At 74.4% G+C, this 24,080-nt stretch carries 19 protein-coding genes; 7 read left to right on the top strand and 12 right to left on the bottom strand.

Translation table 11 applies throughout. The features are described from left to right. Positions 1 to 122: 122 nt before the first annotated feature. From ACZ4VL_RS24380 to ACZ4VL_RS24360, 5 genes are all read right to left on the bottom strand, one after another. Entirely contained in the window at positions 123 to 2,348 is a 2,226-nt protein-coding gene (locus ACZ4VL_RS24380; RefSeq protein WP_468203716.1) for an NADP-dependent isocitrate dehydrogenase, read from the bottom strand. Between the two features lie 257 nt (positions 2,349 to 2,605). Then, positions 2,606 to 2,959 carry a DUF805 domain-containing protein gene (locus tag ACZ4VL_RS24375; RefSeq protein ID WP_468203713.1) on the bottom strand — a complete coding sequence of 118 codons (354 nt, stop codon included), beginning with the start codon at positions 2,957 to 2,959 and terminating at the stop codon, positions 2,606 to 2,608. A gap of 340 nt (positions 2,960 to 3,299) precedes the next feature. Beyond that, complete coding sequence (gene corA / locus ACZ4VL_RS24370; RefSeq protein WP_468203710.1) at positions 3,300 to 4,382, bottom strand: magnesium/cobalt transporter CorA; 1,083 nt, start codon at positions 4,380 to 4,382, stop codon at positions 3,300 to 3,302. A gap of 87 nt (positions 4,383 to 4,469) precedes the next feature. Continuing rightward, the gene (locus ACZ4VL_RS24365) at positions 4,470 to 4,862 is read right to left on the bottom strand and encodes a TOBE domain-containing protein (protein WP_468203707.1); all 393 of its coding nucleotides are present in this window, start codon (positions 4,860 to 4,862) and stop codon (positions 4,470 to 4,472) included. Between the two features lie 9 nt (positions 4,863 to 4,871). Then, positions 4,872 to 5,837 carry a LysR family transcriptional regulator ArgP gene (locus tag ACZ4VL_RS24360; protein ID WP_468203738.1) on the bottom strand — a complete coding sequence of 322 codons (966 nt, stop codon included), beginning with the start codon at positions 5,835 to 5,837 and terminating at the stop codon, positions 4,872 to 4,874. A gap of 69 nt (positions 5,838 to 5,906) precedes the next feature. On the opposite strand from ACZ4VL_RS24360, the gene ACZ4VL_RS24355 reads away from it, so the two are divergent. The 3 genes from ACZ4VL_RS24355 (at position 5,907) to ACZ4VL_RS24345 (ending at position 9,417) form a co-directional block, all read left to right on the top strand. Next, on the top strand, positions 5,907 to 6,530 hold the full coding sequence (locus ACZ4VL_RS24355) for a LysE/ArgO family amino acid transporter (protein WP_468203704.1): 624 nt from the start codon (positions 5,907 to 5,909) through the stop codon (positions 6,528 to 6,530). Between the two features lie 91 nt (positions 6,531 to 6,621). Continuing rightward, complete coding sequence (locus tag ACZ4VL_RS24350) at positions 6,622 to 7,719, top strand: NUDIX domain-containing protein (protein ID WP_468203701.1); 1,098 nt, start codon at positions 6,622 to 6,624, stop codon at positions 7,717 to 7,719. 141 nt (positions 7,720 to 7,860) lie between these two features. Further along, the gene (locus ACZ4VL_RS24345; protein ID WP_468203698.1) at positions 7,861 to 9,417 is read left to right on the top strand and encodes an MFS transporter; all 1,557 of its coding nucleotides are present in this window, start codon (positions 7,861 to 7,863) and stop codon (positions 9,415 to 9,417) included. A 3-nt stretch (positions 9,418 to 9,420) separates the two neighbouring features. Here the strand turns inward: ACZ4VL_RS24345 and ACZ4VL_RS24340 are convergent, their stop codons facing one another. The 4 genes from ACZ4VL_RS24340 to ACZ4VL_RS24325 are packed head-to-tail and all read right to left on the bottom strand — an operon-like array spanning position 9,421 to position 13,318. Then, complete coding sequence (locus ACZ4VL_RS24340) at positions 9,421 to 10,437, bottom strand: hypothetical protein (RefSeq protein WP_468203695.1); 1,017 nt, start codon at positions 10,435 to 10,437, stop codon at positions 9,421 to 9,423. A 52-nt stretch (positions 10,438 to 10,489) separates the two neighbouring features. After that, the gene (locus ACZ4VL_RS24335) at positions 10,490 to 11,026 is read right to left on the bottom strand and encodes a cupin domain-containing protein (protein WP_361092475.1); all 537 of its coding nucleotides are present in this window, start codon (positions 11,024 to 11,026) and stop codon (positions 10,490 to 10,492) included. Next, entirely contained in the window at positions 11,023 to 12,240 is a 1,218-nt protein-coding gene (locus ACZ4VL_RS24330; protein WP_468203691.1) for a cytochrome P450, read from the bottom strand. The genes ACZ4VL_RS24335 and ACZ4VL_RS24330 overlap by 4 nt, the downstream gene beginning before the upstream one ends. 28 nt (positions 12,241 to 12,268) lie before the next feature. Beyond that, positions 12,269 to 13,318 carry a type III polyketide synthase gene (locus tag ACZ4VL_RS24325; protein ID WP_404234953.1) on the bottom strand — a complete coding sequence of 350 codons (1,050 nt, stop codon included), beginning with the start codon at positions 13,316 to 13,318 and terminating at the stop codon, positions 12,269 to 12,271. Between the two features lie 225 nt (positions 13,319 to 13,543). Between ACZ4VL_RS24325 and ACZ4VL_RS24320 the strand changes: the two genes are divergently transcribed. After that, positions 13,544 to 14,788: a cytochrome P450 gene (locus ACZ4VL_RS24320; protein WP_468203686.1), complete on the top strand. Its 1,245-nt coding sequence runs from the start codon at positions 13,544 to 13,546 to the stop codon at positions 14,786 to 14,788. After that, positions 14,785 to 15,009 carry an acyl-CoA carboxylase epsilon subunit gene (locus ACZ4VL_RS24315; RefSeq protein WP_468203683.1) on the top strand — a complete coding sequence of 75 codons (225 nt, stop codon included), beginning with the start codon at positions 14,785 to 14,787 and terminating at the stop codon, positions 15,007 to 15,009. Before ACZ4VL_RS24320 ends, ACZ4VL_RS24315 begins: the two co-directional genes overlap by 4 nt. A 43-nt stretch (positions 15,010 to 15,052) precedes the next feature. On the opposite strand, the gene ACZ4VL_RS24310 is transcribed toward ACZ4VL_RS24315, so the two are convergent. After that, positions 15,053 to 16,906: a VanW family protein gene (locus ACZ4VL_RS24310; RefSeq protein ID WP_468203680.1), complete on the bottom strand. Its 1,854-nt coding sequence runs from the start codon at positions 16,904 to 16,906 to the stop codon at positions 15,053 to 15,055. 275 nt (positions 16,907 to 17,181) lie between these two features. Here ACZ4VL_RS24310 and yczE point away from each other — a divergent pair, with 275 nt between their 5' ends. Beyond that, a complete protein-coding gene (gene yczE / locus ACZ4VL_RS24305) occupies positions 17,182 to 17,913 on the top strand; it encodes a membrane protein YczE (RefSeq protein ID WP_468203677.1) in 732 nt (243 codons plus the stop codon). On the opposite strand, the gene ACZ4VL_RS24300 is transcribed toward yczE, so the two are convergent. After that, on the bottom strand, positions 17,808 to 18,617 hold the full coding sequence (locus ACZ4VL_RS24300) for a hypothetical protein (protein WP_468203670.1): 810 nt from the start codon (positions 18,615 to 18,617) through the stop codon (positions 17,808 to 17,810). The genes yczE and ACZ4VL_RS24300 overlap by 106 nt on opposite strands. After that, positions 18,614 to 19,093, bottom strand: coding sequence for a hypothetical protein (locus ACZ4VL_RS24295; RefSeq protein WP_468203667.1), 480 nt, complete (start codon positions 19,091 to 19,093; stop codon positions 18,614 to 18,616). The genes ACZ4VL_RS24300 and ACZ4VL_RS24295 overlap by 4 nt, the downstream gene beginning before the upstream one ends. Before the next feature lie 122 nt (positions 19,094 to 19,215). Between ACZ4VL_RS24295 and ACZ4VL_RS24290 the strand changes: the two genes are divergently transcribed. Beyond that, positions 19,216 to 24,063 (top strand): CHAT domain-containing protein, encoded by a 4,848-nt coding sequence (locus tag ACZ4VL_RS24290; protein WP_468203660.1) that lies wholly within the window; start codon positions 19,216 to 19,218, stop codon positions 24,061 to 24,063. Positions 24,064 to 24,080 lie beyond the last annotated feature (17 nt).

Genomic DNA, 24,080 nt, shown 5'->3' with positions numbered 1-24,080 from the left:
TCTCCCCCCCCCCCCCCCCCCCCGTCCCCCCCCCCTCCCCCCCCCCCCCCCCCCCCCCCCCCCCCCCCCCCCCCCGGACCCGGGAAGACCTGCGGACGGCCCGGTCACGGGGCCGGCGGGCCTCAGGCCAGGGTCGCGATCGCCTGGTTGAAGGTCGCCGACGGACGCATGACGGCGGCGGCCTTCGCCGGGTCGGGCTGGTAGTAGCCGCCGATCTCGGCCGGGGAGCCCTGGACGGCGACGAGCTCGCCGACGATGGTCTGCTCGGCCTCGGTCAGCGACTTGGCCAGCGGGCCGAAGGCGGCCGCGAGCTCCGCGTCGTCGGTCTGCTTGGCCAGCTCCTGCGCCCAGTACAGGGCCAGGTAGAAGTGGCTGCCGCGGTTGTCGATGCCGCCGACGCGACGGGTCGGCGACTTGTCCTCGTTGAGGAAGGTGCCGGTGGCGCGGTCGAGGGTGTCGGCCAGGACCTGGGCGCGGGCGTTGCCGGTGGTGGTGGCGAGGTGCTCGAAGGAGGCGGCCAGCGCGAAGAACTCGCCGAGCGAGTCCCAGCGCAGGTAGTTCTCCTTGACCAGCTGCTGGACGTGCTTCGGGGCGGAGCCGCCGGCGCCCGTCTCGAACAGGCCGCCGCCCGCCATCAGCGGGACGACCGACAGCATCTTGGCGCTGGTGCCCAGCTCCAGGATCGGGAACAGGTCGGTCAGGTAGTCGCGCAGGACGTTGCCGGTCACCGAGATGGTGTCCTCGCCGCGGCGGATGCGCTCCAGGGAGAACTTGGTGGCCTCGACCGGGGACAGGACCTTGATCTCCAGGCCCTCGGTGTCGTGCTGCGGCAGGTACGCGTCGATCTTCGCGATCAGCTGCGCGTCGTGGGCGCGGGTGGCGTCCAGCCAGAAGACGGCCGGGGAGCCGGTGGCGCGGGCGCGGGTGACGGCCAGCTTGACCCAGTCCTGGATCGGCGCGTCCTTGGTCTGGCAGGCGCGGAAGATGTCGCCCTCGGACACCTCCTGCTCCAGCACGGTGGCGCCGGCGGCGTCGACGAGGCGGACGGTGCCGGCCGCGGCGATCTCGAAGGTCTTGTCGTGGGAGCCGTACTCCTCGGCCTTCTGCGCCATGAGGCCGACGTTCGGGACGGAGCCCATGGTCGACGGGTCGAAGGCGCCGTGGGCCTTGCAGTCCTCGACGACGGCCTGGTAGACGCCGGAGTAGCTGCTGTCCGGGAGGACGGCGAGGGTGTCGGCCTCCTGGCCGTCCGGGCCCCACATGTGGCCGGAGGTGCGGATCATGGCCGGCATCGAGGCGTCGACGATGACGTCGGACGGGACGTGCAGGTTGGTGATGCCCTTGTCCGAGTCGACCATCGCCAGGGCCGGGCCCTCGGCGAGCTCGGCGTCGAAGGAGGCCTTGATCTCGTCGCCCAGGCCGTTCGGGACGGACGCCAGGCCGTTCAGGATGGCGCCGAGGCCGTCGTTCGGGGACAGGCCGGCGGCGGCCAGGACCTCGCCGTACTTGGCGAAGGTCTGCGGGAAGAAGGCGCGCACGACGTGGCCGAAGACGATCGGGTCGGAGACCTTCATCATCGTGGCCTTGAGGTGCACGGAGAACAGCACGCCCTCGGCCTTGGCACGGGCGACCTGCTCCGACAGGAAGGTGCGCAGGGCGGCGACGCGCATGACGGAGGCGTCGACGACCTCGCCGGCCAGGACCGGGACGGACTCGCGCAGGACGGTGACGGCGCCGTCGGCGGCCACGTGCTCGATGCGGAGGGTGCCGTTCTCGGCGACGGTGGCGGACTTCTCGGTGGAGCGGAAGTCGTTCTCACCCATGGTGGCGACGTTGGTCTTGGACTCGGCGGTCCAGGCGCCCATGCGGTGGGGGTGGGTCTTGGCGTAGTTCTTGACCGAGCCGGGGGCGCGGCGGTCGGAGTTGCCCTCGCGCAGGACCGGGTTCACGGCGGAGCCCTTGACCTTGTCGTAGCGGGAGCGGATCTCGCGCTCCTCGTCGGACTTCGGGTCGTCCGGGTAGTCCGGGAGCGCGTAGCCCTGGCCCTGGAGCTCGGCGACCGCGGCCTTCAGCTGCGGGATGGAGGCCGAGATGTTGGGCAGCTTGATGATGTTGGCTTCCGGCGTCTTCGCCAGCTCGCCGAGCTCGGCGAGGGCGTCGGCGATGCGCTGGCCCTCCTCCAGGTACTCGGGGAAGGAGGCGATGATGCGACCGGCCAGGGAGATGTCACGGGTCTCGACATTCACACCGGCCGTCGACGCGTAGGCCTGGATCACAGGCAGGAAGGAATACGTCGCGAGGGCCGGGGCCTCGTCAGTGTGCGTGTAGATGATGGTCGAGTCAGTCACCGGATGCTCCGCTCCACAGTCTGCGTCTCACGTCTGCAAGATTGCTCGACATCAAGATATCTCGTGATCCGGCAGGTCTGGACAGTCCCCTGCCCGATGCGTCGCGAGACGCTTGTCACCCCTGTGCCGGGTGCGGCGTTCTGACCGGCGGATTCCCGGCCCCGGAGACGGCGAGAGCGCCGCCCCCCGGATGTCTCCGGCGGGGGCGGCGCTCAGGCGTTCGGACGTACCGGCCTGCCGGCCGGCGGACGGCCGGATCAGGCGTGGACGGCCTTCGGGTTCGGGCCGTACTGGTTCGGCTGCGGCTGGCCCTCGGAGGCCATGAGGACGATCAGCCAGATGCCACCGATCAGCGGGACGAGGCCGATGAACATCCACCAGCCGGACTTGCCGGTGTCGTGCAGGCGGCGGATGCCGACGGCCAGGCTCGGGAGCAGCACGGCGAGGGCGTAGATGCCGTACAGCAGCGGGTAGGTGCCGAGGGCACCGTCGACGACGGCGAGGATGATCGCGGCGGCCATGTTGAACAGGAAGAACATCCAGTACTCCTGCCGGCGGGCGCGGCCGGAGAAGACGGCGTACTTCTTGAGAACGTCGGTGTAGTGGTTCACAGGTCCCCCCTGAGGACGGTTCGACGGCCCGTCCTGCTGGAGCAAGCCGGGGCAGAACTTATGCCCCGCTTACGTCGCGGTCAAGCCACTTACGGAGCAGGCGGAATGGGTCATTCCGATGCCCTGGGCGACCAATTCCACCGCCCCCGGGGGCCACTTGGAACGCACCGGCGATCACATGTCACGCGGCGTGACGAAAAGGAGGTGGCGCGAGGTGTCCAACGGGGCGCGAGTGTCGTTTTGCCCGGTTCGCCGGAGCCGGCACCCGCACCGCCGGAGGCCCGGCAACCTGCGGATCGCAGCCCTCCGTTGCCCACATCGTTACGCCACCGCGACCTCGTCAGAGCCAGCCGTTGCGGCGGAACCCGCGGTGGATGACGAAGCACGCCACGGCCATCACGCCGAGCACGGCCGGATACCCGTAGGTCCAGTGCAGTTCGGGCATGTGGTCGAAGTTCATGCCGTAGACCCCGCAGACCATGGTCGGCACGGCGACGATGGCCGCCCATGCGGTGATCTTCCGCATGTCCTCGTTCTGGGCCACCGTCACCTGGGCGAGGTGGGCCTGGAGGATGGAGTCGAGCAGGGCGTCGTAGCCGTTGATCTGGTCGGTCGCCCGGGTCAGGTGGTCGGCCACGTCCCGGAAGTACGCGCGGGCCTCCGGCGGGATGGCCTGTATCGGCTGCGTGGCCAGCTGCTCCAGCGGCCGGGCCAGCGGGGCAACCGCCCGGCGCAGCTCCAGCAGTTCGCGCTTGAGCTGGTAGATGCGGCCCGCGTCGCCCCGGGCGCCGTTGTCGCTGAACACGGCGGTCTCGACGGCGTCGATGTCGTTCTGCACCGCGTCCGTGACGGCCACGTAGTCGTCGACGACGTGGTCGGCGATGGCGTGCAGAACGGCCGCCGGACCCTTGGCCAGTTGCTCGGGGGCCGCTTCCAGGCTCTCGCGGACCGGGCCGAGCGTGCCGCGGCCGCCGTGCCGGATGGTGATGACGAAGTCCTCCCCGGTGAAGGCCATCAGCTCGCCGGTCTCCACCACCTCGCTGGTCGCGGTGAGTTCCTCGTGCTCCACGTAGCGCACGGTCTTGAAGACGGCGAACAGTATGTCGTCGTACCGCTCCACCTTGGGCCGCTGGTGGGCGTGCACGGCGTCCTCGACCGCGAGCGGGTGCAGGCCGAACAGACTGGCCAGCCCGGCGAGCTCCTCCTGCGTCGGCTCGTGCAGACCGATCCACACGAAGCCCTCGCCCGTCTTGCGGACCCGCCGCAGCGCCTCCTCGACCTCGGCGCAGCCCTCCTGGCGCACCCCGTCCTGGTAGACGATGCAGTTGACCACCGCGCTGCCGAGCGGGGAACGGGCCGGGTGGCTCAGGTCGACGGCCCGCCGGTAGCCGCGGCGCACCGCCCGGCGCAGGTTGCTGAACATGGACAACGGTGTACTTCCCTTCGGCGGATCAGCGGCCAGTCTGCCACCGCCGCCGGTGCCCGCCTGTGCTCGCGCCGCGCCGCCGGGTCAGGCGCGGTCGACGAACACGCTCGTCGACTTCACCCGGGCCACGGCCCGCACCCCCACCTCCAGGCCCAGTTCCTCCACCGCCTCCCGGGTCAGCAGCGACACCACCCGGTGCGGCCCTGCCTGGATCTCCACCTGGGCGTCCACGATGCCGAGCTTGACCGCGGTGACGATGCCGGGGAAGGAGTTGCGCACCGAGGTGGACGGGGCTTCCTCGGCCTCGGCCGCCTCCTGCGCGACCTGGACGCAGAACGCGGCGAGGTCGGGCCCGTCCACCATGCGCCGCGCGCCCTCCCGGCGGGTCGGGAACCGCTCGGCGTCCGCCCAGCGGCGGGCCGTGTCGACGCTCACGCCGAGCAGCCGGGCCGCCTGGCCGATCGTGTAGGAGTCCATGGCCGCAGCCTACGGGCCGGAGGGGGACCACGCGGGCGCCCCGGGCAGGAGCGCTCCGGCCGCGGCGGCCGCGACCACGTCCGCGACCAGCGACAGGGCGGGCGAGTCGAGCTTCCACTGCTGCCAGTACAGCGGCACGTCGAGGGGCCGCCCGGGCAGCAGCAGCACCAGCTCGCCCGACCGGACCAGCGGCTCGGCCTGCGGCTGCGGGACCAGCCCCCAGCCCAGTCCGGCGGCGACCGCGTCGCAGAACCCCTCCGACGTGGGCACGTGGTGACGCAGCGGGCCGGCACCGGCGTCCTCGTCGCCCGTCAGCGAGCGTACGAAGGCGTCCTGGAGCACGTCCCGCCGGTCGAAGACGATCACCGGCGCCCGGCGCAGCGCCCGTTCCAGACCCGCCCCCCGCCCGGCCGGCTCGCCCGCGCCCGCCCCCGGCAGGTGCCGGGCGACGAACGCGGGGCTCGCCACCGGCAGGTACCGGGCCAGGCCCAGCCGCCGTACGGTGCAGCCCGCCACCGGGTCCGGGGAGGAGGTGACGGCTGCCATGACCTGGCCCTCCCGCAGCAGCGCCGTGGTGTGGGACTCGTCCTCCCGGTGCAGCTCGAAGAGGACCGGCGGGTCCTGCGGCACGCGGGTGAGGGCGGGCAGGAACCAGGTGGCGAGGGAGTCCGCGTTGACGGCGATGGGCAGCCGCACCGGCCCGCCCTCCTCCTGAGCCATGCCGAGCTCGGCCCGCGCGTCGCGCTCCAGCCGGGCCAGCTGCCGGGCGAACCGCACCACGACCTGCCCGGACTCGGTGGCCCGGACCGGTTTGGTGCGCATCAGCAGCACCCGCCCGGTCCGCTGTTCGAGGGCCTTGACCCGCTGGCTGACCGCCGACGGGGTGACGTGCAGGGCGGCCGCGGCCGCGTCGAACGTGCCCTCGTCCACCACGGCGAGGAGGGTGCGCACCTGGTCCAGGGGAAGTTCGTCCATCACGAACGCTAAGGGTACGTAAAAATCTTTAGCTGTACTGCACCCCATGCCGTTCATATGGTCGAACGCATGACACACGGCATCATCACGGCGGCCCTCGCCGGCTTCGGCACCGGACTCTCCCTCATCGTCGCCATCGGCGCCCAGAACGCCTTCGTCCTGCGCCAGGGGGCGCGCCGCCACGCCGTCCTCGCCGTGGTCGCCATCTGCGCCCTCTCCGACGCCGCCCTGATCGCCCTCGGCGTCGCCGGGGTCGGCGCCTTCGTCACCGCCTGGCCGGGCGCACTGACCGCCGTCGGCCTCGCCGGCGGCACGTTCCTGGTCTGCTACGGGGTCCTCGCCGCCCGACGGGTGCTGCGGCCGGTGCCCGGCGCCGCCCTGGACACCGCGGGGGCCACCTCCTCCTCCCGCCGCCGGGCCGTCCTCACCTGCCTGGCCATGACCTGGCTCAACCCGCACGTCTACCTGGACACCGTGCTGCTGCTCGGCTCCCTCGCCGCCGACCGCGGCGACCTGCGCTGGGCCTTCGGCATCGGGGCCGGGCTGGCCAGCCTGACCTGGTTCGCCGGCCTCGGCTACGGGGCCCGCATGCTCAGCGGCGTGCTCGCGCGGCCCAAGGCCTGGCGGGTGCTGGACGGCCTCGTCGCGGCGACCATGGTCACCATGGGCGGGATGCTGCTGGCCCGCGCCTGACCACCGTCCGGGCCACCCCCGGCCGGGCGTGGCCCGGCGGGGCGCGGGGTACGCACACCCCCCTGCCTCCGCCCGACCACAGGAGCCCGCCGTGCCCGACACCCCGCCCGACCGCCCGACCGACCGCCCCTCCCCCGAGCAGGTGCGCGCGTACTACGCCGCCCAGTCGGCCCCGCTCGTCGCCGCCACCGGCATCGTCCTGGACGACACCGGGCGGGTCCTGGTCCTGACCCCCTCCTACAAGGCGGGCCGGGAGCTGCCGGGCGGCACCGTCGAGGACACCGAGACCCCGGAGGAGGGGCTGGCCCGCGAGCTGAAGGAGGAGCTGGACCTGAGCGTTCCGGTCGGCCGGCTGCTCGCCGTGGACGCGCGGACCCCCGGTTCCCTCGGGCGCTCCCTCGTCGTGCACGTCCACCTCGTCGGGCCGCTGACCCCCGCGCAGGCCGCCGCGCTGTCGTTCCCCGACGGGGAGGTTCGTGAGGCCCACTGGCTCGCGCCGGAGGAGGCGTACGCGGTGCTGCCCGCCCGGATCGCGCCCCGGCTGCGCGCCGGGCTGGCCGCCCTGCGCGCGGGCTCGATCGCCCACCTCGTCGGCGGCGTGCCACAGGCGGGCTCGCCGGCCGGCCTGGACCCGCAGCGGCGCACGGCCCTGGAGCACGGGGGCCTGTTCGACGCGGCGAGCCACCGCGCCTCCCGCCCCAAGGTCCTGACGGCGGCGAGCATGCTGTGCACCGACGAGGCCGGCGGCGTCCTGCTGGTGGAGCCCGCGTACGGCAGGCCGGGCCGGTGGCACCTGCCCGGCGGCGGCATCGACAGCGACCTCGGCGAGATCCCGCGCGCCGCGGCCCGGCGGGAGGCCCACGAGGAGCTCGGCCTCGAACTGGAGCCGGGCCGGCTGCTCGGCGTCAACTGGGCCCACAAACCGGGTTACCCGGCCCGGATCCGCTTCCTCTACGACGGCGGGGTCCTGGACGCCGGCACGCTCGCCCGGGTCCGCCTGGCCCCCGGCGAACTGCTGCGTTGGCGGACGGCGGCCCCCAAGGAGCTGCGCGGTCTGGTCAAGCCGAACCTGCGCCGGCAGATCGAGGCCTGCCTGCGGGCGCGCGCGGAGGGCACCGGCCCGCTGGAGCTGCATGCGGGCCGCCCGGTCGGCGCGGGCGGGGGCGGGGCGGCCGACCGGAAGCGGTAGGGGCTGCTGGGCCATCCGGGCGGCCCCGTGGCGTGGCGACGCGCGGACGGCGGGCCGGTCTCACGCATCGTCGAAGGAGACAGTCCCCCCACGCCCCCACGTTCTCGCCTGCGGGAACGAGCGGAACCCATGGAGTCCACCATGTCCGCAGAACCGACCGGCTCAGCCCCCGGCCCAGGCTCCACCCCCGGACGCCGCACCGGGCCCGCCACCGGCACCGCCCCGCCCGCCGGCGCCGCCGCCCCACCCGATCCACGCCGCTGGTGGGTCCTCGCCGTCATCGGCCTGGCCCAGCTGATGGTCGTCCTCGACGCGACCATCGTGAACATCGCCCTCCCCTCCATCCAGGAAGACCTGGGCTTCTCCGACCAGCAGCGGCAGTGGGTGGTCACCTCGTACGCGATCGCCTTCGGCAGCCTGCTGCTGCTCGGCGGACGCCTCGCGGACCTGATCGGCCGCCGCCGGGCCTTCCTCACCGGCCAGATCGGCTTCGCCGCGGCCTCGGCCGTCGGCGGGGCGGCTGCCACGTTCGGCGTCCTCGTCACGGCCCGCACCCTGCAGGGCGTGTTCGCCGCCCTGCTCGCCCCGGCCGCGCTCTCGCTGCTCACGACCACCTTCTCGGCGCCCGCCGAACGCGGCAAGGCCTTCGGCGTGTTCGGGGCGCTGGCCGCGTCCGGGGGTGCGGTGGGGCTGCTGCTCGGCGGGGTGCTCACCGAGCACCTGAGCTGGCGCTCGACCCTGTACGTAAACGTCCTGTTCGCGGCCGTCGCCGTCACCGGCGGCGTACTGCTGCTGCGCCGGTCGGCTCCCACCGCCCCGCCCCGGCTGGACCTTCCGGGCACGGTCCTGGCCTCAACGGGGCTGTTCTGCCTGGTCTACGGGTTGGCCACCGCGGGCCCGCACGGCTGGCGCTCGCTGGAGCCGCTGGGCCTGCTCACCACCGGCGCGGCGCTGCTGGCCGCGTTCGCCTGGTGGCAGCGGCGCAGCCCGCACCCGCTGCTGCCGCTGCGGATCGTCCTCGACCGGGTCCGGGCGACGGCCCTGATGTCCGTGTTCATCACGGGCGTGGGCATGTTCGGGGTGTTCCTGTTCCTCACGTACTACCTCCAGCACACCCGCGGGTACGGCCCGGCCAGGACCGGCCTGGCGTTCCTGCCGATGTCCGGATGCACCATGCTCAGCGCGATCGGCAGCAACCTGGGCCTGCTCGGCAAGGCGGGCGGGCGGCCCCGCATCGTCACGGGCATGCTGCTCTCGGCGTGCGGGATGGCCTGGATGTCGCACCTGTCGGCCTCGGGGCCGTACGTCGTCGAGGTGCTGCCCGGGCAGATGGCGACGGGCCTCGGCATGGGGCTGATCACGGCGGCGGCCATGAACCTCGGCACGGCGGGCATCGACCCGCGGGACGCCGGGGTGGGCTCCGCGACGGTCAACGCCATGCGGCAGATCGGGGGGTCGGTCGGGACGGCCCTCATGAGCACCCTGGCCGCGGGCACCGTCTCCCGTGTCCTGGCAGGCCGGCAGCCCGCGCCGGAACTGATGGCGCGGGCTTCCCTGGAGAGCTACCACACGGTGTTCACGGCCTCGGCGGCGATCTTCACCGCCGGGGCCGTGCTGACCCTGTTCCTGCTGCCCGGCGGCCTGTCCACGCAGCGCGCGCACGGCGCTCCGGGCGGCCGCCGTCCCTCGGGGGCCTGAGCCCTAGGGACGCGACGGACGCCCCGGCGCCGCCGGCTCCTTGGGGGTCGAGGGGGAGGAGACGGACGGCGCCACGGGGGCGGAGCCCTGCGGGGCCGCGGGCATCGCCGCGTTCGCCGGGTTCGCCGGCGTCGCGGGGGTGGCGGGGGCCGCGGGGTTCGCCGGCGTCGCGGGGTTCGCGGGAGCCGTCGGCGTCGTGGGCGTGGCCGGGGTCGTGGCCACCGCGCAGTTCGCGACCGAGCTGCGGACCCGCTCGCCGGTCGAGAAGTGCTTCAGCTTGCAGGCGTTGGTCCCGAGGCCGCCGTCGACCTGAGCGTAGCCGGGGCCGATGGTCAGGACGGTGTCGTCCTGGCCGCGGACCTTGTCGTTGCCCGGGCCGCCCTGGACGATGCCCGCGGACTCCGCGCCCACCGACTTGGGCTCGATGATGTCGTGCTCGCTGCCGCCGAGGATCCGGCCGCCGAGGTCCACGTTGCCCGTGCGGATGGTGTCGCTGCCGTCGTTGCCGAACACCTGGCCGCCGCCGCGCTGGTACTCACCGGGCTCGCCCAGCACGCTGCCCGTGGTGATCTTGTCGGCTCCGTGGTCGCCGTAGACGGTGGCGCCGTGCTCGGCCGTGCCCATGACCAGCGCGGTGATGATGGTGTCGTCGCCCGCGCCGCCGCGCACGGACGCGTTGCCGTTGCGCGGGTAGAGGTTGTTGACCTGAATGGTGTCGTCACCCTCGCCGCCGAGCACCTGGGAGTCGACGACCATGCCCTTGACCCGGATGTTGTCGTTGCCGCCGGCGCCGTCGATGATGACGTTCTCGACGTCGTTCTCGCACAGGATCGTGTCGACGCCCGGCGTGCCTCTCACCACCGTCTGACCGGACCGGACCTCGACACCGTTGAGGTAGCACCAGTAGGACGGCAGGGAATCGGCGGCCTGGGCCGGGCCCGCCGCCAGCGCGGCGGCGGCGATGACCGAGCCGGCCAGGGCGTACGTGGCGGTGCGGAGTTTGCGGCGAGTGCGCAACATCAAATTCTCCCGAGCGTGGGGGGTGTGGTGGTGGGTGGTGCGTGGTGGTCGGTCAGGACAGCCCGTGGCGCAGCGGCGTGAGCTGTTCGATGTCGTAGCGGGCCCGCAGTCGGCTGATCTCGGCGGGATCCGGGGAGGTACCCGCGTCGAGCAGGGCGAGGAGCTCCTCGAAGTACCGCTCGTGGTCGGGCGGCGGTGAGGCCTGGAAGAACATGCGGGCCGGCTGGCCGGTGGGGTTGGCGAAGGCGTGCGGACAGCCCGGCGGGACCACGATCACGGTTCCGGGGGTGGCCCGTACGACCTGGCGCCCGTCGAGCGACTCCCAGTGTCGCCAGTCGTCGCCGCTGCGCACGCGCGGCTCGAACGCCATGACGTCGAGTTCACCCTCCAGGACGTAGAACAGTTCTTCGCTGCGCACGTGCCGGTGGGCCCCGACGTCGAATCCGGGCGGGACGACGACCTCGAAACTGGAGGCCACCGAGGAGTGCTCGCCGGTGACCTTGAAGGTGACCTGCTGGGCCTCGGTGTGGAGGGTGCGCCCGTGGCCGGGTGGGACGAGCAGGCCGTCACGGGCCACGTGCGCGGTCATGACCAGGTCACCGGCAGGCCTTCGGGGCCGCGGATCAGCGCCCCCGGCCGCCAGTGCAGTTCGTCCAGGGGGACGGTGAAGCGGATGTCCGGGAAGCGGTCGAGCAGCGCGTCGACGAGCAGCTCGGACTCCAGGCGGGCGAGCATGGCCCCGGGGCAGAAGTGGGGGCCGTACCCGAAGGAGACGTGCGGGTTGGGGCTGCGGTCCAGCTGCAGCTCGTGGGGGTCGGGGAAGACGTCCGGGTCGCGGTTGGCTGCCAGGTAGGAGACGTAGACGGCCTCGCCGGCCCGGATGCGGTGGCCGGCGACGGTGACGTCCTCCAGGGCGATCCGGGAGAGCCCCACCGCGTTGCGGTGGGGGATGTAGCGCAACAGCTCGTTCAGGCCGGCGGGGCGCAGGGAGGGGTCGTCGCGGAGCTTCTGCATCAGGTCCGGCCGGGTGAGCAGGATGTAGACCATGTTGCCCACGTTGTTGGTGACGGCCTCGCCGCCGATCTGGATGAGCAGGCCCAGGCCGGTGGCCTCCTCCAGCGTGACCTCGCCGTCGCGGACGGCCTTGTCGAGGAGTCCGATGACGCTGTCGTCGTGCGGCACCTCCCCGGAGCCCAACCGGGCGGCCAGGTAGGCCAGCGCCTCGTCCTTCGCCCGCTCGCTGCGCTCGGCGCCCTGGGCGGAGGAGAGGATGAGCGTGGTCCATTCGTGGACCATGGGCCGGTCCTCCTCGGGGACGCCCATCAGCTCGCACACGACGGCGAGCGGGAAGGGGGCGAGGAGGCGCTCGGTGAGGTCGGCGGGCGGCCCGTCGGCCAGGATCCGCCCGACGATGACGTCGAGCATCTCCTGGGCGCGGCGGCGGAGCCGCTCGACCCCGGTGGTGGTGAACGCGGCCGCGACGGTGCGCCGCAGTCGGGTGTGGTCGGGCGGGTCCTCGAAGCCGACCGCGCCCGGTGCGGGGATGAAGTGGGGGGCCAGCCGGGTGACGTCGTGCTCGGCGACCAGCTTGCGGCTGAACCGGGGATCGTTGGCCACCATCCGCACGTCGTCGTACCGGCAGACGAGCCAGGCCCAGCCGGACCCGTTGGGGAGGCGGATCCGGGTGACCGGCCCCGCCTCCATCAGGCCGGCGAGGACGGGGTCGAAGTCGACCCCGTCCAGGGCCGGGGTGGGCCAGTGCGTGATGGGTGGCCGTGCGGTTGCGGGGCCGTCCTTCAGCATGCTTCGGATTCCTCCCTCACCCGGTTCCTCATTGCGAGGTCCAGCTGCCCAGTGAGATCTCTGCGGTGATGCCCGGGCCGAATCCGGCCAGCAGGCCCTTCGCGGCGTCGGCCGTGCGGTTCTCGTCGAAGAGTCGACGCAGTGCGTCGAGGACGACGGCGCTGGCGATGTTGCCGTACTCGGTCAGTGTGGCCCGACTGAAGCGGAATGCTTCGGGTGCCACACCGAGGTACTTGCTGAGGTCGTCCAGGATGCGCGGACCGCCCGCGTGGATGATGTAGAAGTCCAGGGCGGCGGCGTCCCAGCCATGGGCTTTGGCCAGCTCCTTGAGGGACGGGGCGAGCGGTTCCATGGTGCCGGGAACTCGCCGGTCCAGCTTGAAGTGGAACCCGGTGGACTTGACGTCGTACATGATCCAGTCCTCGGTCCTGGGGATGATGTACGAGCTGTTGCGGTGGATCTCCATGCCCGTTCCGCCGCGGCCGCGGACCACTGCGGCGCCCACGCCGTCGCCGAACAGGCCGTTGGAGAGCAGGTTGCCGACCTCCAGGTCACTCGGCTGGTAGCACAGCGAGCAGAGCTCGCAGGAGACGATCAGGGCGTTCGCCTCGGGGTACGCGGTGCAGAAGTCGTGGGCCCGGTTGACCGCCGCCCCGCCCGCCGCGCAGCCCAGCTGGGCGATGGGCAGCTGCCGCGTGTCCGTCCGGAAACCCATCTCGTTGATCATCCACGCGGTGAGCGAGGGCATCATGAAGCCCGTGCACGACACGTAGATGATCATGTCGATGTCCTTGGCGCGCAGCTGCGCGTCCTCCAGCGCCTGCCGCACCACCGCGGGAACCCGGGCCTTGGCCTCGGATTCGTACACGGCGTTGCGCGATTCGAAGCCGGGGTGCTTGAGGGTCTCCTCGATGGGCTGCACGATGTGCCGCTTCGCTACGCCGGTGTTCCGGATCAGACGCAGCGCCAGTTCGAGCTGAGGATGGTCCGCGTGGACGGACCGGCACAGGTCGAGGGTCTGCTCCATCGTGATCACGTGCTCGGGTACGGACACCGTTGGCCTGCACAGAGTCGCCATGGGTGGCTCTCCTTTCGTGTCTGACACAGCCTCACGGACCCCGGGCCGATGCGCGCGCGGGACTACGGCGTTGGGGGACATGGGCCAATCCGGTGACGCTGCCGGAGGAAGGCAGCGGTGCGCGGGGCGAGCGGGAAGGGATGGGCTGGTCGATATGTCCGCGGAAGTTCCTTTTCCGCGGGATCGAGCCGCGGGGGGTGCCATCCACGCAGGGAGATGTGAACGATGACGTCAGACCCGCACACGGCCGTGGAGCCCGGCAAGGACCCGGCCACGGACGAGACGGTGCACTGCTGGAGCCTGGACGACTTCGAGGCCCTCGAGTTCGACCCGTTCCTGCACGACCGCCTGAAGGAGAAACGGGCCGCCCGGATCCAGCTGCCGTTCGGCCAGGGCAGCGCGTGGCTGATGTCCCGCTACAGCGACGTCAAGGCGGCCACGACCGACCCCCGCTTCAGCAGGGAGGAACTGGTCGGCCGTTCGGTGACGGCCTCCTCCCCGCACGCGATCGCCTCGCAGAAGGCGTCGCTCAACTACGCGGACCCGCCCCGTCTGAACAACATGCGCCGGGTGGTGGCGCGGGCCTTCACCGGCAAGGCGATGAACCGGCTGCGCCCGACGGTGCAGCAGACCCTCGACGGCCTCCTGGACGCGATGGAGCGGCACGGATCGCCCGCGGACCTGGTCGAGCACCTGCACGGTCCGCTCCCGCTCGCGGCCGTGGCCGACCTGCTGGGCATGCCGCAGGAGATGCGGGCGGACATGACCTCCTGGGCGAACGTGGCCATGACGCCGGGCCCGGCCCCCGCCCAGAGCGTCGACGCCCTGAAGACGGTCCGCGAGACGATCGTGGCCCTGCTCGACATGCGCCGCAAGAAGCACGGCGACGACCTGGCCGGAGTGCTCACCGCCGCCGCCGCGGCCGGCGAGATCACCGACGACGAAGCCGTCTCCCTGGCCACCGCCATCCTGGTGAGCGGGGCGCACGCGGTCCGCAACAACAGCGCCAACATGGTCTACGCCCTGCTCACCCATCCGCAGCACCTCGAACGGCTGCGCGCCGAGCGGCACCTGATCCCCCAGGCCGTCGACGAACTGCTGCGCTTCATCCCGCACCGCAGCGGAGTGGGCCTGCCGCGGATCGCGATGCGGGACGTCGAGATCGCCGGGGTCACCATCAAGGCCGGTGAGGCGGTCTACTCCTCGTACCTGGCCGCCAACCGCGACCCCGAGGTCTTCCCCGACCCCGACACCCTCGACTTCGACCGCGGCCCGATCGCCCACATGGCCTTCGGCAACGGCCCCCACCACTGCGTCGGCTCGATGCTGGCCCGGATGGAGTCCGAGCTCATGCTGGCCACGTTGCTCGACCGCTACCCGCGCCTCGCCCTGGCCGTCCCGCCGGAGCAGGTCGAATGGCAGACCGGCGGGCTGATCCGCGGACCCCAGTCCCTCCCGGTGTCCTGGTGATACGCCGGCACCGGATCCGGGTGGTGCGGGGCCGCCCCGACCACATAGAACTGGCGGCCCTCACGGCCGCCCTGATGATGTTGGCCCGTACGGGCGCGCTGGCAGTGCCGCACCACTCGACCCGGCGTCACCGCGCCCACTGGGACCGCAACCTGCCGTCCCTGGTCGAGCATCCCGTGCACTCCTGGCGCGCCCGTCCGCGCCCCCCGTTCACCCACTGAGGGTGGCGGGGGCGGACGGCGCCCCCGCCGGGGCCGGCGGCGTCTACGCGGAAGCGGGCGCCGCCGGAGCCGCGGGGGTGGCGGGGGCGGCCGGAGCCGCGGGGGCGGCAGGAACGGCGGGCGCGGCAGGAGCGGCCGGAGCCGCGGGGGCCGTGGGGGCCGCCGGGGTCTGCGGGTCGCAGGTCACCTCGTCGCGCGGGATGTAGTGGGTGTGGTACGTCTCCCGCTTGACCTCCTGCCCGCCCCGCAGGAAGAGCCGGTCGACGGCCACGTCGAAGCCCTCCAGCGGCGTCTGCACCTCGCACTTCGGACCCGAGTCCTCGATCTTCTTCGGCGGGGTGACGTTGGTCCGGGGGCCCTTGACGGCGCGGATCTCGTCGTACGCCTTCGTGCCGAGCAGGGTGACGGTCAGCGAGGAGTCCGTGGACTTCGCCCGGACGTAGACCGCGCTGCCGGAGTCGTTCTTCCAGCGCAGGTCGAGGGTGCCCCAGGCGACGGTGGCCTCGCGGCCCTCGGGGTAGCGCTCGATGTAGAAGGAGTGCGCCCCGTGCTCCAGCGGCTTCAGGCCGGCGAAGAACATGGCGTTGTACATCGTCGTCGCGACCGCCGAGACGCCGCCGCCGGGCGACTTCACGAACCGGCCGTCGTTGATCATGATCCCGTCGACGAAGCCGTTCGCCTCGGTCCGCTCGCCGACCGTCTTGTTGAAGCTCCAGGTCTCGCCCGGCCGGACGACCGAGCCGTTGATCAGCTCCACCGCCCGCCCGATGTTGGTGGTGCGGTACGGGGCGGCCGGGAAGTTGACCGTGAAGGTCGACAGCTGCTCCTTGATGCCGAGCTGCCGGGCCTCCTGCGCGGTGAGCCGCGGCGGGACGGCCGTCGTGGCGAGTTCCGCCGTACGGGCGTCGCCCGTCCGGGTCAGCAGCGGCAGGACGGCGTCCCCGAGGTCCTTCGCGGTGACCTTCACGCCGTTGCGCGCGTCCCGGGTGACCACGGCCCGACCGGCGGCGTCCGCGTCGAAGGCGACCGTGCGCGGGGCCTTGGTGATCGCGGCCACCTGCCGGGCGACGGCCTTCTCCGCGAGCAGCCCCGCGGAGTCGAGCTTCGGGACGAGCCGGCCCGCGGCGTCGGCCTTGAGCGTCAGGTGACGGCCGAGGACCTCCGGGGTCAGGACGATCCGCTTCCCGGCAGCGGTGAGGGTGACGGGCCCGGACATCGCGGGCTCGGCGAACTCCTTCATGGCCCGCGCGGTCTCCTGCGCGCCGACCGCCGGGTCAGTGAGCACCACCGGCAGGCTCGCGGGCCCGGCCTGGGGGCTCAGGTAGGCGGCGCGGACGACCTGGGCCGCCTGGTCGGCCCGTACGGTCACCCCCTGGGCGGGGGCGACGGACCGGGCCTCGCCGTCGCTGAAGGTGACGGAGCCGTCGCGGGGCGCGCTCCCGGCGGAGTCGGCGAGCGCCTCGGCCGCCCGGGCCGGGCCGGCGGGGCCGTCGACGACGCGGACGACCGGCTCGACGGCGCGGTTCTCCGCCGGCGCGACCAGCCGCCCGATCACGGTGACCGGGTCGGAGCCGGACTGCGCGGCGCGGTCGACGGTGGCCTCGGTGTCGAGGGAGAGGCCGAAGGAGGCGGGCACGGCCTGCGCGGTGCGGCCGCCTTCGAGCTGCAGCGTGATCGGTGCGGCGGCCGCCGGGCCGAGGCTCCGTTCGAGGGCGGTCAGGGCCTCCGCGCGGCTCATGCCGCCGATGTCGACGCCGCGGACGCTCGTGCCGTCGGCGATGACGTCGCCCGCCGCGAGGCCGGCGAGGTACAGGCCGCCGAAACCGAGTACGACGGCTCCGCCCGCGAGGGGCAGGGCCGTACGCCAGTCGTTCAGCAGGCGGTGTGCGCGTCGCATGTCTCTCCCGTGGCGGCGGTGTGCCGTATCGCAGTGGTGGCTGTGGCGGCCGGCGACCCACCGAGACACGAACCGTGCGCCGGACCGCTCACCAGGATTCACCAATTCGGACGAAAACGACCAAAAATGTGCGTGTTCTCACGTCCGCTCCCATCTCGGACAGCCGCACGGAACATAAGTAGGGCCACTTACCCGGAATTGGCCCTGTGCGGACGCGAAGCGCATGCCACACCGTGTGGAACGACGGTCTTTGGCTCGCACGAAAGGCACCACCCGTGTCCACCGCCGCACCCTCCGCACGCCCCGCGGGGCGCCTCCCCCGCCGGCTCCTCCAGCTCTACGCCGGCCTCGCCCTCTACGGCGCGAGCTCGGCGCTCCTGGTCCGGGCGGGGCTCGGGCTGGGCCCCTGGGACGTCTTCCACCAGGGCCTCGCCGAGCACACCGGGTGGACCATCGGCACCGTGTCCGTGGCCGTCGGGGCGCTGGTGCTGCTGCTGTGGTGGCCGCTGCGACAGCGGCCCGGCCTGGGCACCGTGTCCAACGTGTTCGCGGTCGGACTGTCCATGGACGCCACGCTGGCGGTGGTGCCCGACGTGCACGGCGTCGCGGCCCGGGTGGCCGTGCTGGTCGCGGGCGTCCTCCTCAACGGCGTCGCCACCGGCCTGTACATCGCAGCCGCCTTCGGGCCGGGCCCGCGCGACGGCCTCATGACGGCGCTGCACCGGCTCACCGGGCGGTCCCTGCGGCTGGTGCGCACCGGGATCGAGCTCGCCGTGCTCGCCGCCGGCTTCCTCCTCGGCGGCAGCGTCGGCTTCGGCACCATCGCGTACGCGCTGGCCATCGGCCCGCTCGCCCAGTTCTTCCTGCGGGTCTTCGCGCTGCCCGACTCCGCCGGCCGGGGTCAGCCGTCGCCCTTGCGCAGCACGTCGTCGACGGCCCGCCCCTCGGCCTCGGTGAGCCCGGCCGGTCCGAGCGGGACGCCGAGCGCCTCGGCCAGGGCCCGGTGATGCAGGTCGAGCACCGACTCGACCAGCGTGGCGAACTCCTCCAGCGCGGCCCGGGCACGGGACCGGCCCGCCGCGGCGACGCAGCCGCCGACGGCCAGAGCCGGCCACCACCACACCCCCACGACCAGGTACAGGCAGCCCCACCCGGCCAGGGTCACCGCCTCCGCGAACCCGGCGCGGGCGGCCACCACCGGCTGGCGCACCTCGTCCGCGAGCATCAGCCACACCCGCGGCCAGGCCGCCCCGGCGTCGAACCAGTACTGCGCCCTGATCCGGGCCTCCAGCAGCCCGACCCGGTCGCTCATCCACGTGTGCCGCCGCGGCAGGTAGGCCTCCACCGCCCCGGTGCCCCGCCGCTCGGCCTCCCGCAGCGCCCGGCGCCGTCGCCGCCCGGCCCCCCACACCCCCGGGTGCAGCCAGAACCGTTCGAGGGCGCGTCCGAGGACGCCCGCTGCCGTGCCGGCCAGCCCCGCGGCGAGCAGGAGCACGGCGGTGTCCACCGCCGCCCGGGCGGGCCGGCCCTGCCAGCGACGGGCGACGGCGTCCGCCCAGGCGGCCAGGGAACCGGTGTCGAGGGCGTGGCCGTGGCCGAGGTGCCGGCCCGCCGCGGCCACGAGCACCAGCAGCAGGCCGGGCAGCAGGACGGCCCGGAACCAGCGGCTGCTGACGTGCCTGCCGACCTCGGAGAGGAGGCCGGTGATCACGTGGACCCGGCCGAGGGCCCGGCGGTCGGCCCGACCGGGGGCCCTGCCGGGGGCCCCGCCGGGGCGGCGACGGGCCGCATGGCCGTGCCGTAGGCGTGGCAGGCCGGTACGTGACCCTGCGCGTCCCGGCCGGCGGTCCGCTCGCAGCGGTCGCTCGGGCAGCCGTAGCGGCCGGCGCCGGCCGACGGCGTACGCGGGGCGCCGGGGAAGCCGGCCATCGCACCGGCCCCGCGGTCCGACCAGCTGCGGACCGGCCCGTCCGGTCCGCCCGAACCGCCGTCCTCGTGCAGCCACTTGCGTACGGCGCGGCGGGCGGAGCCGCCCTGCCGGACCCGGGCCGCGTCACGCTCCAGGCGCTCGCCGACCCCGGTCACCCGCGCCTGCTCGCGCAGCCCGGCGAGGCCGGCGCACCACTGCGCCAGCGCCGCCGCCTCCGCCTCGGCCGCCCCCGCCCCGGCCGTCTCCTCCACCGCCATGCACGCCCACCCCTTCCGTCCCCGCCGGCCGCCCCGCCCGCCGCACGGGCGAGGCTACCTACTGGCACCCTCACGTGACACAGGGCTACGGTAACGAGGGGGCGACAGAAGGGCCGGGGGGCATGTGGCGGCGTCGGCGCGGCGGTGAGCAGAGCCGGATCGAACGGGCGGTCCGGGAGTACGTGGACACCGGGCGCACCGAACCCCTGCACGATCCACGGCTCGACGCCGAAGCGGAGCGGCTGCTCGCGGCCGCGGACGGGCAGCCCGCAGGGTCGGATCCCCGCCGCGAGGCGCTGCTCCGGGTCGGACGGTTGCGGGTGGTCCGCTGGGACGGCTACGACCGCAGGGGCGGACTGCCCGACCTCGCCACCACCGTGCACCTCCTCGGTCTCCGGCACGACACGACGCCGGGGTCGGTCGAGCCCCGACTGTGGGAACTCGCGGTCGAGTTCGGCGCCGATCCGCAGAGCCGCGCCCGGGCGGCGAACGTCCTGGTGGACACCGCGCGCCGGCAGGGCGTGGACGAACTGCCCGGCCTCGTCGCCCTCCACCACGCCGTGTCCGACCTGCCCGAGGACGATCCGCACTGCGGCGCGTTCCGCCTGGTGCTCGCCGCGGGCTGGCTCGACCGGTTCGCGCGGACGGCCGAGGACCGGGACCTCGACGCGGCCGTGGCGTGGGCGCGGGCGGCGCTGGCCCTGGCGCCGGCGGCCGGCCCGGGGCGCGATGCGTTCCTCCAGGTGCCCACGGCCGTGATGACGCGCGAGCTCGCCCGACACGACACCCCGGAGAACGCGGCGGTCACCGTGGAGGTGTGTCGCAAGCTGCTGGCGGTCCGCCCGGACCCGGGGCCCGAACGCACCGACGCGCTCGCCCAGTTGGGCGGTGGCCTGCACGCCCGGTACCGGCACACGCAGCGGATCGGGGACCTCGACGAGGCGGTTGCCGTCCTGCGCTCCGCGGTCGCACCGGGCACGGCGCCACCGCACCGGGCGTCCCGCGGCGGGACCCTCAAGAGCCTCGCCTCGGCCCTGCACCACCGGTACGAGGACACCGGCGACCCTGCGGACCTCGACGCGGCGATCCGCGCCGTGGAGGCGGCCGTCGCACCCGGGGTCCTCGCGGACCGGGCCGAGGCGGCGCAGTGGCAGGGGTTGCTGCCGGGGCTGCGCCGGGAGCTCGCCGCCCTCCCGCGCCGGACGCGGCCGCGCCCCCCGGAGCCCGCGCCGACGCCCCACCAGCGGGCCGAGGAGGGCAGGTTGCTGCTGCTGCGGGGCGGCGGGATCGCGGCGGACAGCCGTCCGCTGCTCCGCGACCTGGCCATCGAACTGATCGGCCCGGCCCTGCGCGAGTTGCCCGAGGACTTCGCCGACCGGGGCCTGTACAGCGCGCACCTGAGCGAGGCCCTGCTGGGCCGCTACCGGACCGGGACCGGGGACCCGGCCGACCTGGAGGCGGCCGTGTGGTTCGCCCGCGAGGCCGTACGGCTGCGGCACGTGGGGGACCCCGGGAACCAGGTCGCCTACCTGCTGGCGCTGGCCCAGGCCACCGAGTCCCGGTACGAGCGCACCGGCGACGCGCAGGACCTCGATGCCGCGATCGCCCTCCACCGCGAACTCGTGGGCCTGCACCCGCCCCGGCCGGACCAGCGCTGGCACTGCCTGCACAGCCTCGGCAAGGACCTCCTGTGGCGGTGGCAGCGGCGCACGGCCGCCGGCGGGGCGGCCGGCGCGGTGCCCGAGCCGGGGGCGGCGGCCGACATGGACGAGGGGATCGACGCGCTGCGCCAGGCGCTGGTCCTCGTACGCCCGCCGCAGGAGCAGTACGTCGTCAACGCCCTGAACCTCGGTCTCGCCCTCGCCCAGCGGCAGGAACGCACGGGCGGCGCGCACGACCTGGAGCAGGCGCGGGCCTGCCTGTCCGCGCTCGTCGCCGCCGTCCCCGCCGGCGACGCGCGACTGGAGCGCGCCCATGCCCTCCTGGCGACGGTCGAGCGCCGGCTGCACGCACAGGGCGCGCTGCGCGAGGAGGCGTCGTCCCGGCTGAAGGGCGCCCGGTTCGTCTCGCCGCGCGAGGAGCCCGGGACCCCGCCGGAGGAGGCGGGCCGGCCGGGAGCCGACCCGGAGGCCGTCGTCCGGTACGCCCACCGCCTCGCCGGCCTGCTCAAGCACTACGACCGCACCGGCGACCCGGCCCTGCTCGCACGGGGCCTGGACGAGGGCGAGCGCGTCCTGTCCGGCATGCCGGGCGGACACCCCGGCCGCCCGGAGCTGGAGGCCCGGGTCGGGGCACTGCTGCTGCGCCGCTTCGAGCAGGACGGGGGCCCCGCCGACCTCGACCGGGCCATCGGGCTGCTGCGCAGCGGCGCCTACGGCCCGGGTCCCAACATCCGGCGTCTGCGGGCGGCGCTCGGCATGCCGGAGGCCGACCTGGACGCGCTCCGCCGCGTCGTCGGCAGCCAGGTGGACGCGCTGTTGGACATGGAGCCGGACCCGGGCCCGGAGCTGTCGGCGCTGGCCGCCGCCTGCGTACGCCGCTTCGAGCGCGACGGGGCGCGCGCCGACCTGGACGAGGCGGTGGCCGCCGCCCAACGCGCCGTCGAGGTGGACGACGGGTTCGACCGGCCCATGACCTGCGTACGGCTGATGACGTGGGGCACGACCCTGGCCCTGCGGCAGCGGTACACCGGTGACGCGGCCGACCTGGACCGGTCGATCGACCTGGGGCGCCGGGTGCTGGAGGTGGCCGGGCTGATGTCGGGGGCGTCCGCGGCCGAGGTGCTCGGCGCGGCGCTGCCCAACCTCTCCAGCCGGCTGCGCTCCCGCTACCTGGCGCGGGGCACGCCGGAGGACCTCGACGAGGCGGTCGACCTCGCCCGGCGGGCCCTGGCCCTGGACGCGGACACCGGGACGGACCCGGCAGCGGGCGGAGGGACTGCGGCAGGGGAGCATCCGGCGGACACCGCGCGGGGCAACCTCGCCCTGGCCCTGTGGGACCGGGCCCTGCTGCGGGAGGACCTCGGCGACCTGGACGCGGCCGTGGCCCAGGCGCGGGCGGCGGCCCACGGGCTGCACCCCCTCTCGCCGCGGCGCGCCCATGCCCTCCGGTCGCTGGCGGCGATGCTCGCCGACCGCAGCGCCCTGCAGGAGCGGGTGACGGACGGCGGGCACGGCACGGACGGCGCCGCTGCCGCCGAGCGGGACGCCGCGGAGGCGCTGGACACGTATGCGGAGGCGGCGCAGTGCCTCACCTCGCCGCCCCACGAGCGGCTGGACGCCGCGGTGGCCCGGGGCCGGTTCGCCGCCGGGCGGGCCGCCGCGGGGAAGGCCGGCTGGGAGGCCGCGGCGGACGGTTTCGCGGAGGCCGTCGACCTGCTGCCGCTGACCGCCTGGCGCGGTCTGGGCCGCGGTGACCGGGAGCGGCTGCTGGCCCCCCGTTCGCACGTGGCGACCGAGGCCGCGGCCTGCGCCGTCGCCTGCGGCCGGCTGGAGCAGGCCGTGGAACTCCTCGACCAGGGCCGCTCGGTGCTGTGGGGGCAGGCCCTGGACGCCCGTACCGACCTGTCGGACCTGGCGCGGGCGTACCCGGAGGACGCCCGGCGGCTCGGCCTGCTGCGGGCTGCCCTGGAACAGGATCTGGTCGTGGCCGGTCCGGGGCCGGGGCCGACGGACGGGGCGCAGCGGCAGCGGCGGTCGGCCCGGGAGTGGGACGCGCTGGTGACGGAGATCCGGACCCGGCCGGGCTTCGCGTACTTCATGCTGCCTCTGCCGTTCGCCGCGTTGTCGCAGGCCACCGCGGGCGGGCCGCTGGTCCTGGTCAACGTGAGCCGGTACCGCTGCGACGCCCTGGTCGTCACGCCGGGGCGGGTCCGGCTGGTCCCCCTGCCGGACCTGGACGCGCAGGAGGCGCAGGAGCGGACGCAGCGCTACCTGGCCGCGGTGGCCCGCGTAGGCCGGCCGGGCGCGGCCGTCGGGCCCGTGCAGCAGACCGTGCTGGACACCCTGGAGTGGCTGTGGGACACGGTCGCCGCGCCCGTGCTGGACTCCCCCGGCGCTGCCGCCTGGCGGGGGCGGCGGGTGTGGTGGTGCGCCACGGGTCCGCTGGCCCTGCTCCCCGTCCACGCGGCCGGCTACCACGACCCCGACGACGAACGGCCGGACGACGCGGTGGCGGAGCGCGTGGTGTCCTCCTACATGCCGACCCTGCGCGCCCTGGCCCGGGCGCGGGACCGCCGGGACGGGTCGGTGCCGCGCGGGGGCCGCCGGCTCCTGACCGCGGCGGTGTCCGGGCGGCCGGGGTACGCGCCCGCGCTGGAGCCGCTGCCGGGTGTCCGCCGGGAGGCCGAGGCGCTGCGCCGGCGCTTCCCCGAGCGGCACACCGTCCTGGCGGAGGCGGACGCCACCCGCGGCCGGGTGCTCGACCTGCTGGCCTCGCACCCCTGCGTCCACTTCGCCTGCCACGGCGGCCAGGACCTGGCCGACCCCGCGCAGGGCGCCCTGTACCTGCACGACGGCCCGTTGACGGTGACGGACCTGGCCCGGCTGGAGCTGGAGTCGGCGGAGCTGGCGGTGCTGTCCGCCTGCCAGACTGCGGTCGGCGGGGCGGAGTTGCCGAACGAGGCGATCCACCTGGCCGGGGCGCTGCTGCTGGGGAACTTCCGGCAGGTGGTCTCCACGCTGTGGACGGTGGGCGACGACACCTCCCGGCGGGTGATGGACACGCTGTACGGGATCCTCGCCGACCGGGACCCGGACCCGGCCGGCACCTCCGGCCCGTCGGGCACCTCGGGCGCGTCCGGCCCGTCGGGCACCTCGGGCGCGTCGGGCACTGCCGGTTTCCCCGACGGGGCCCCGGCCATCGACCCGGCCCGGGCCGCGCACGCCTTGCACGAGGCGGTCGTCCGGATCCGCCGGGAGGACCCGTACCGCCCGCTGGCCTGGGCCTCGTACGTCCACTTCGGCCCCTGAGCGGGCCGGGGCCGCAC

Source organism: Streptomyces sp. NPDC029014 (assembly GCF_055564695.1).
This window is presented reverse-complemented; position numbering and strand designations above follow the sequence as displayed.

Excerpts from the sequence above, each read along its gene's own strand:
- corA (WP_468203710.1), bottom strand. The coding sequence starts at position 4,382 with ATGTTCAGCAACCTGCGCCGGGCGGTGCGCCGCGGCTACCGGCGGGCC.
- ACZ4VL_RS24365 (WP_468203707.1), bottom strand. The coding sequence starts at position 4,862 with ATGGACTCCTACACGATCGGCCAGGCGGCCCGGCTGCTCGGCGTGAGC.
- ACZ4VL_RS24360 (WP_468203738.1), bottom strand. The coding sequence starts at position 5,837 with ATGGACGAACTTCCCCTGGACCAGGTGCGCACCCTCCTCGCCGTGGTG.
- ACZ4VL_RS24355 (WP_468203704.1), top strand. The coding sequence starts at position 5,907 with ATGACACACGGCATCATCACGGCGGCCCTCGCCGGCTTCGGCACCGGA.
- ACZ4VL_RS24345 (WP_468203698.1), top strand. The coding sequence starts at position 7,861 with ATGTCCGCAGAACCGACCGGCTCAGCCCCCGGCCCAGGCTCCACCCCC.
- ACZ4VL_RS24340 (WP_468203695.1), bottom strand. The coding sequence starts at position 10,437 with ATGTTGCGCACTCGCCGCAAACTCCGCACCGCCACGTACGCCCTGGCC.
- ACZ4VL_RS24335 (WP_361092475.1), bottom strand. The coding sequence starts at position 11,026 with ATGACCGCGCACGTGGCCCGTGACGGCCTGCTCGTCCCACCCGGCCAC.
- ACZ4VL_RS24330 (WP_468203691.1), bottom strand. The coding sequence starts at position 12,240 with ATGCTGAAGGACGGCCCCGCAACCGCACGGCCACCCATCACGCACTGG.
- ACZ4VL_RS24325 (WP_404234953.1), bottom strand. The coding sequence starts at position 13,318 with ATGGCGACTCTGTGCAGGCCAACGGTGTCCGTACCCGAGCACGTGATC.
- ACZ4VL_RS24320 (WP_468203686.1), top strand. The coding sequence starts at position 13,544 with ATGACGTCAGACCCGCACACGGCCGTGGAGCCCGGCAAGGACCCGGCC.
- ACZ4VL_RS24310 (WP_468203680.1), bottom strand. The coding sequence starts at position 16,906 with ATGCGACGCGCACACCGCCTGCTGAACGACTGGCGTACGGCCCTGCCC.
- ACZ4VL_RS24295 (WP_468203667.1), bottom strand. The coding sequence starts at position 19,093 with ATGGCGGTGGAGGAGACGGCCGGGGCGGGGGCGGCCGAGGCGGAGGCG.
- ACZ4VL_RS24290 (WP_468203660.1), top strand. The coding sequence starts at position 19,216 with ATGTGGCGGCGTCGGCGCGGCGGTGAGCAGAGCCGGATCGAACGGGCG.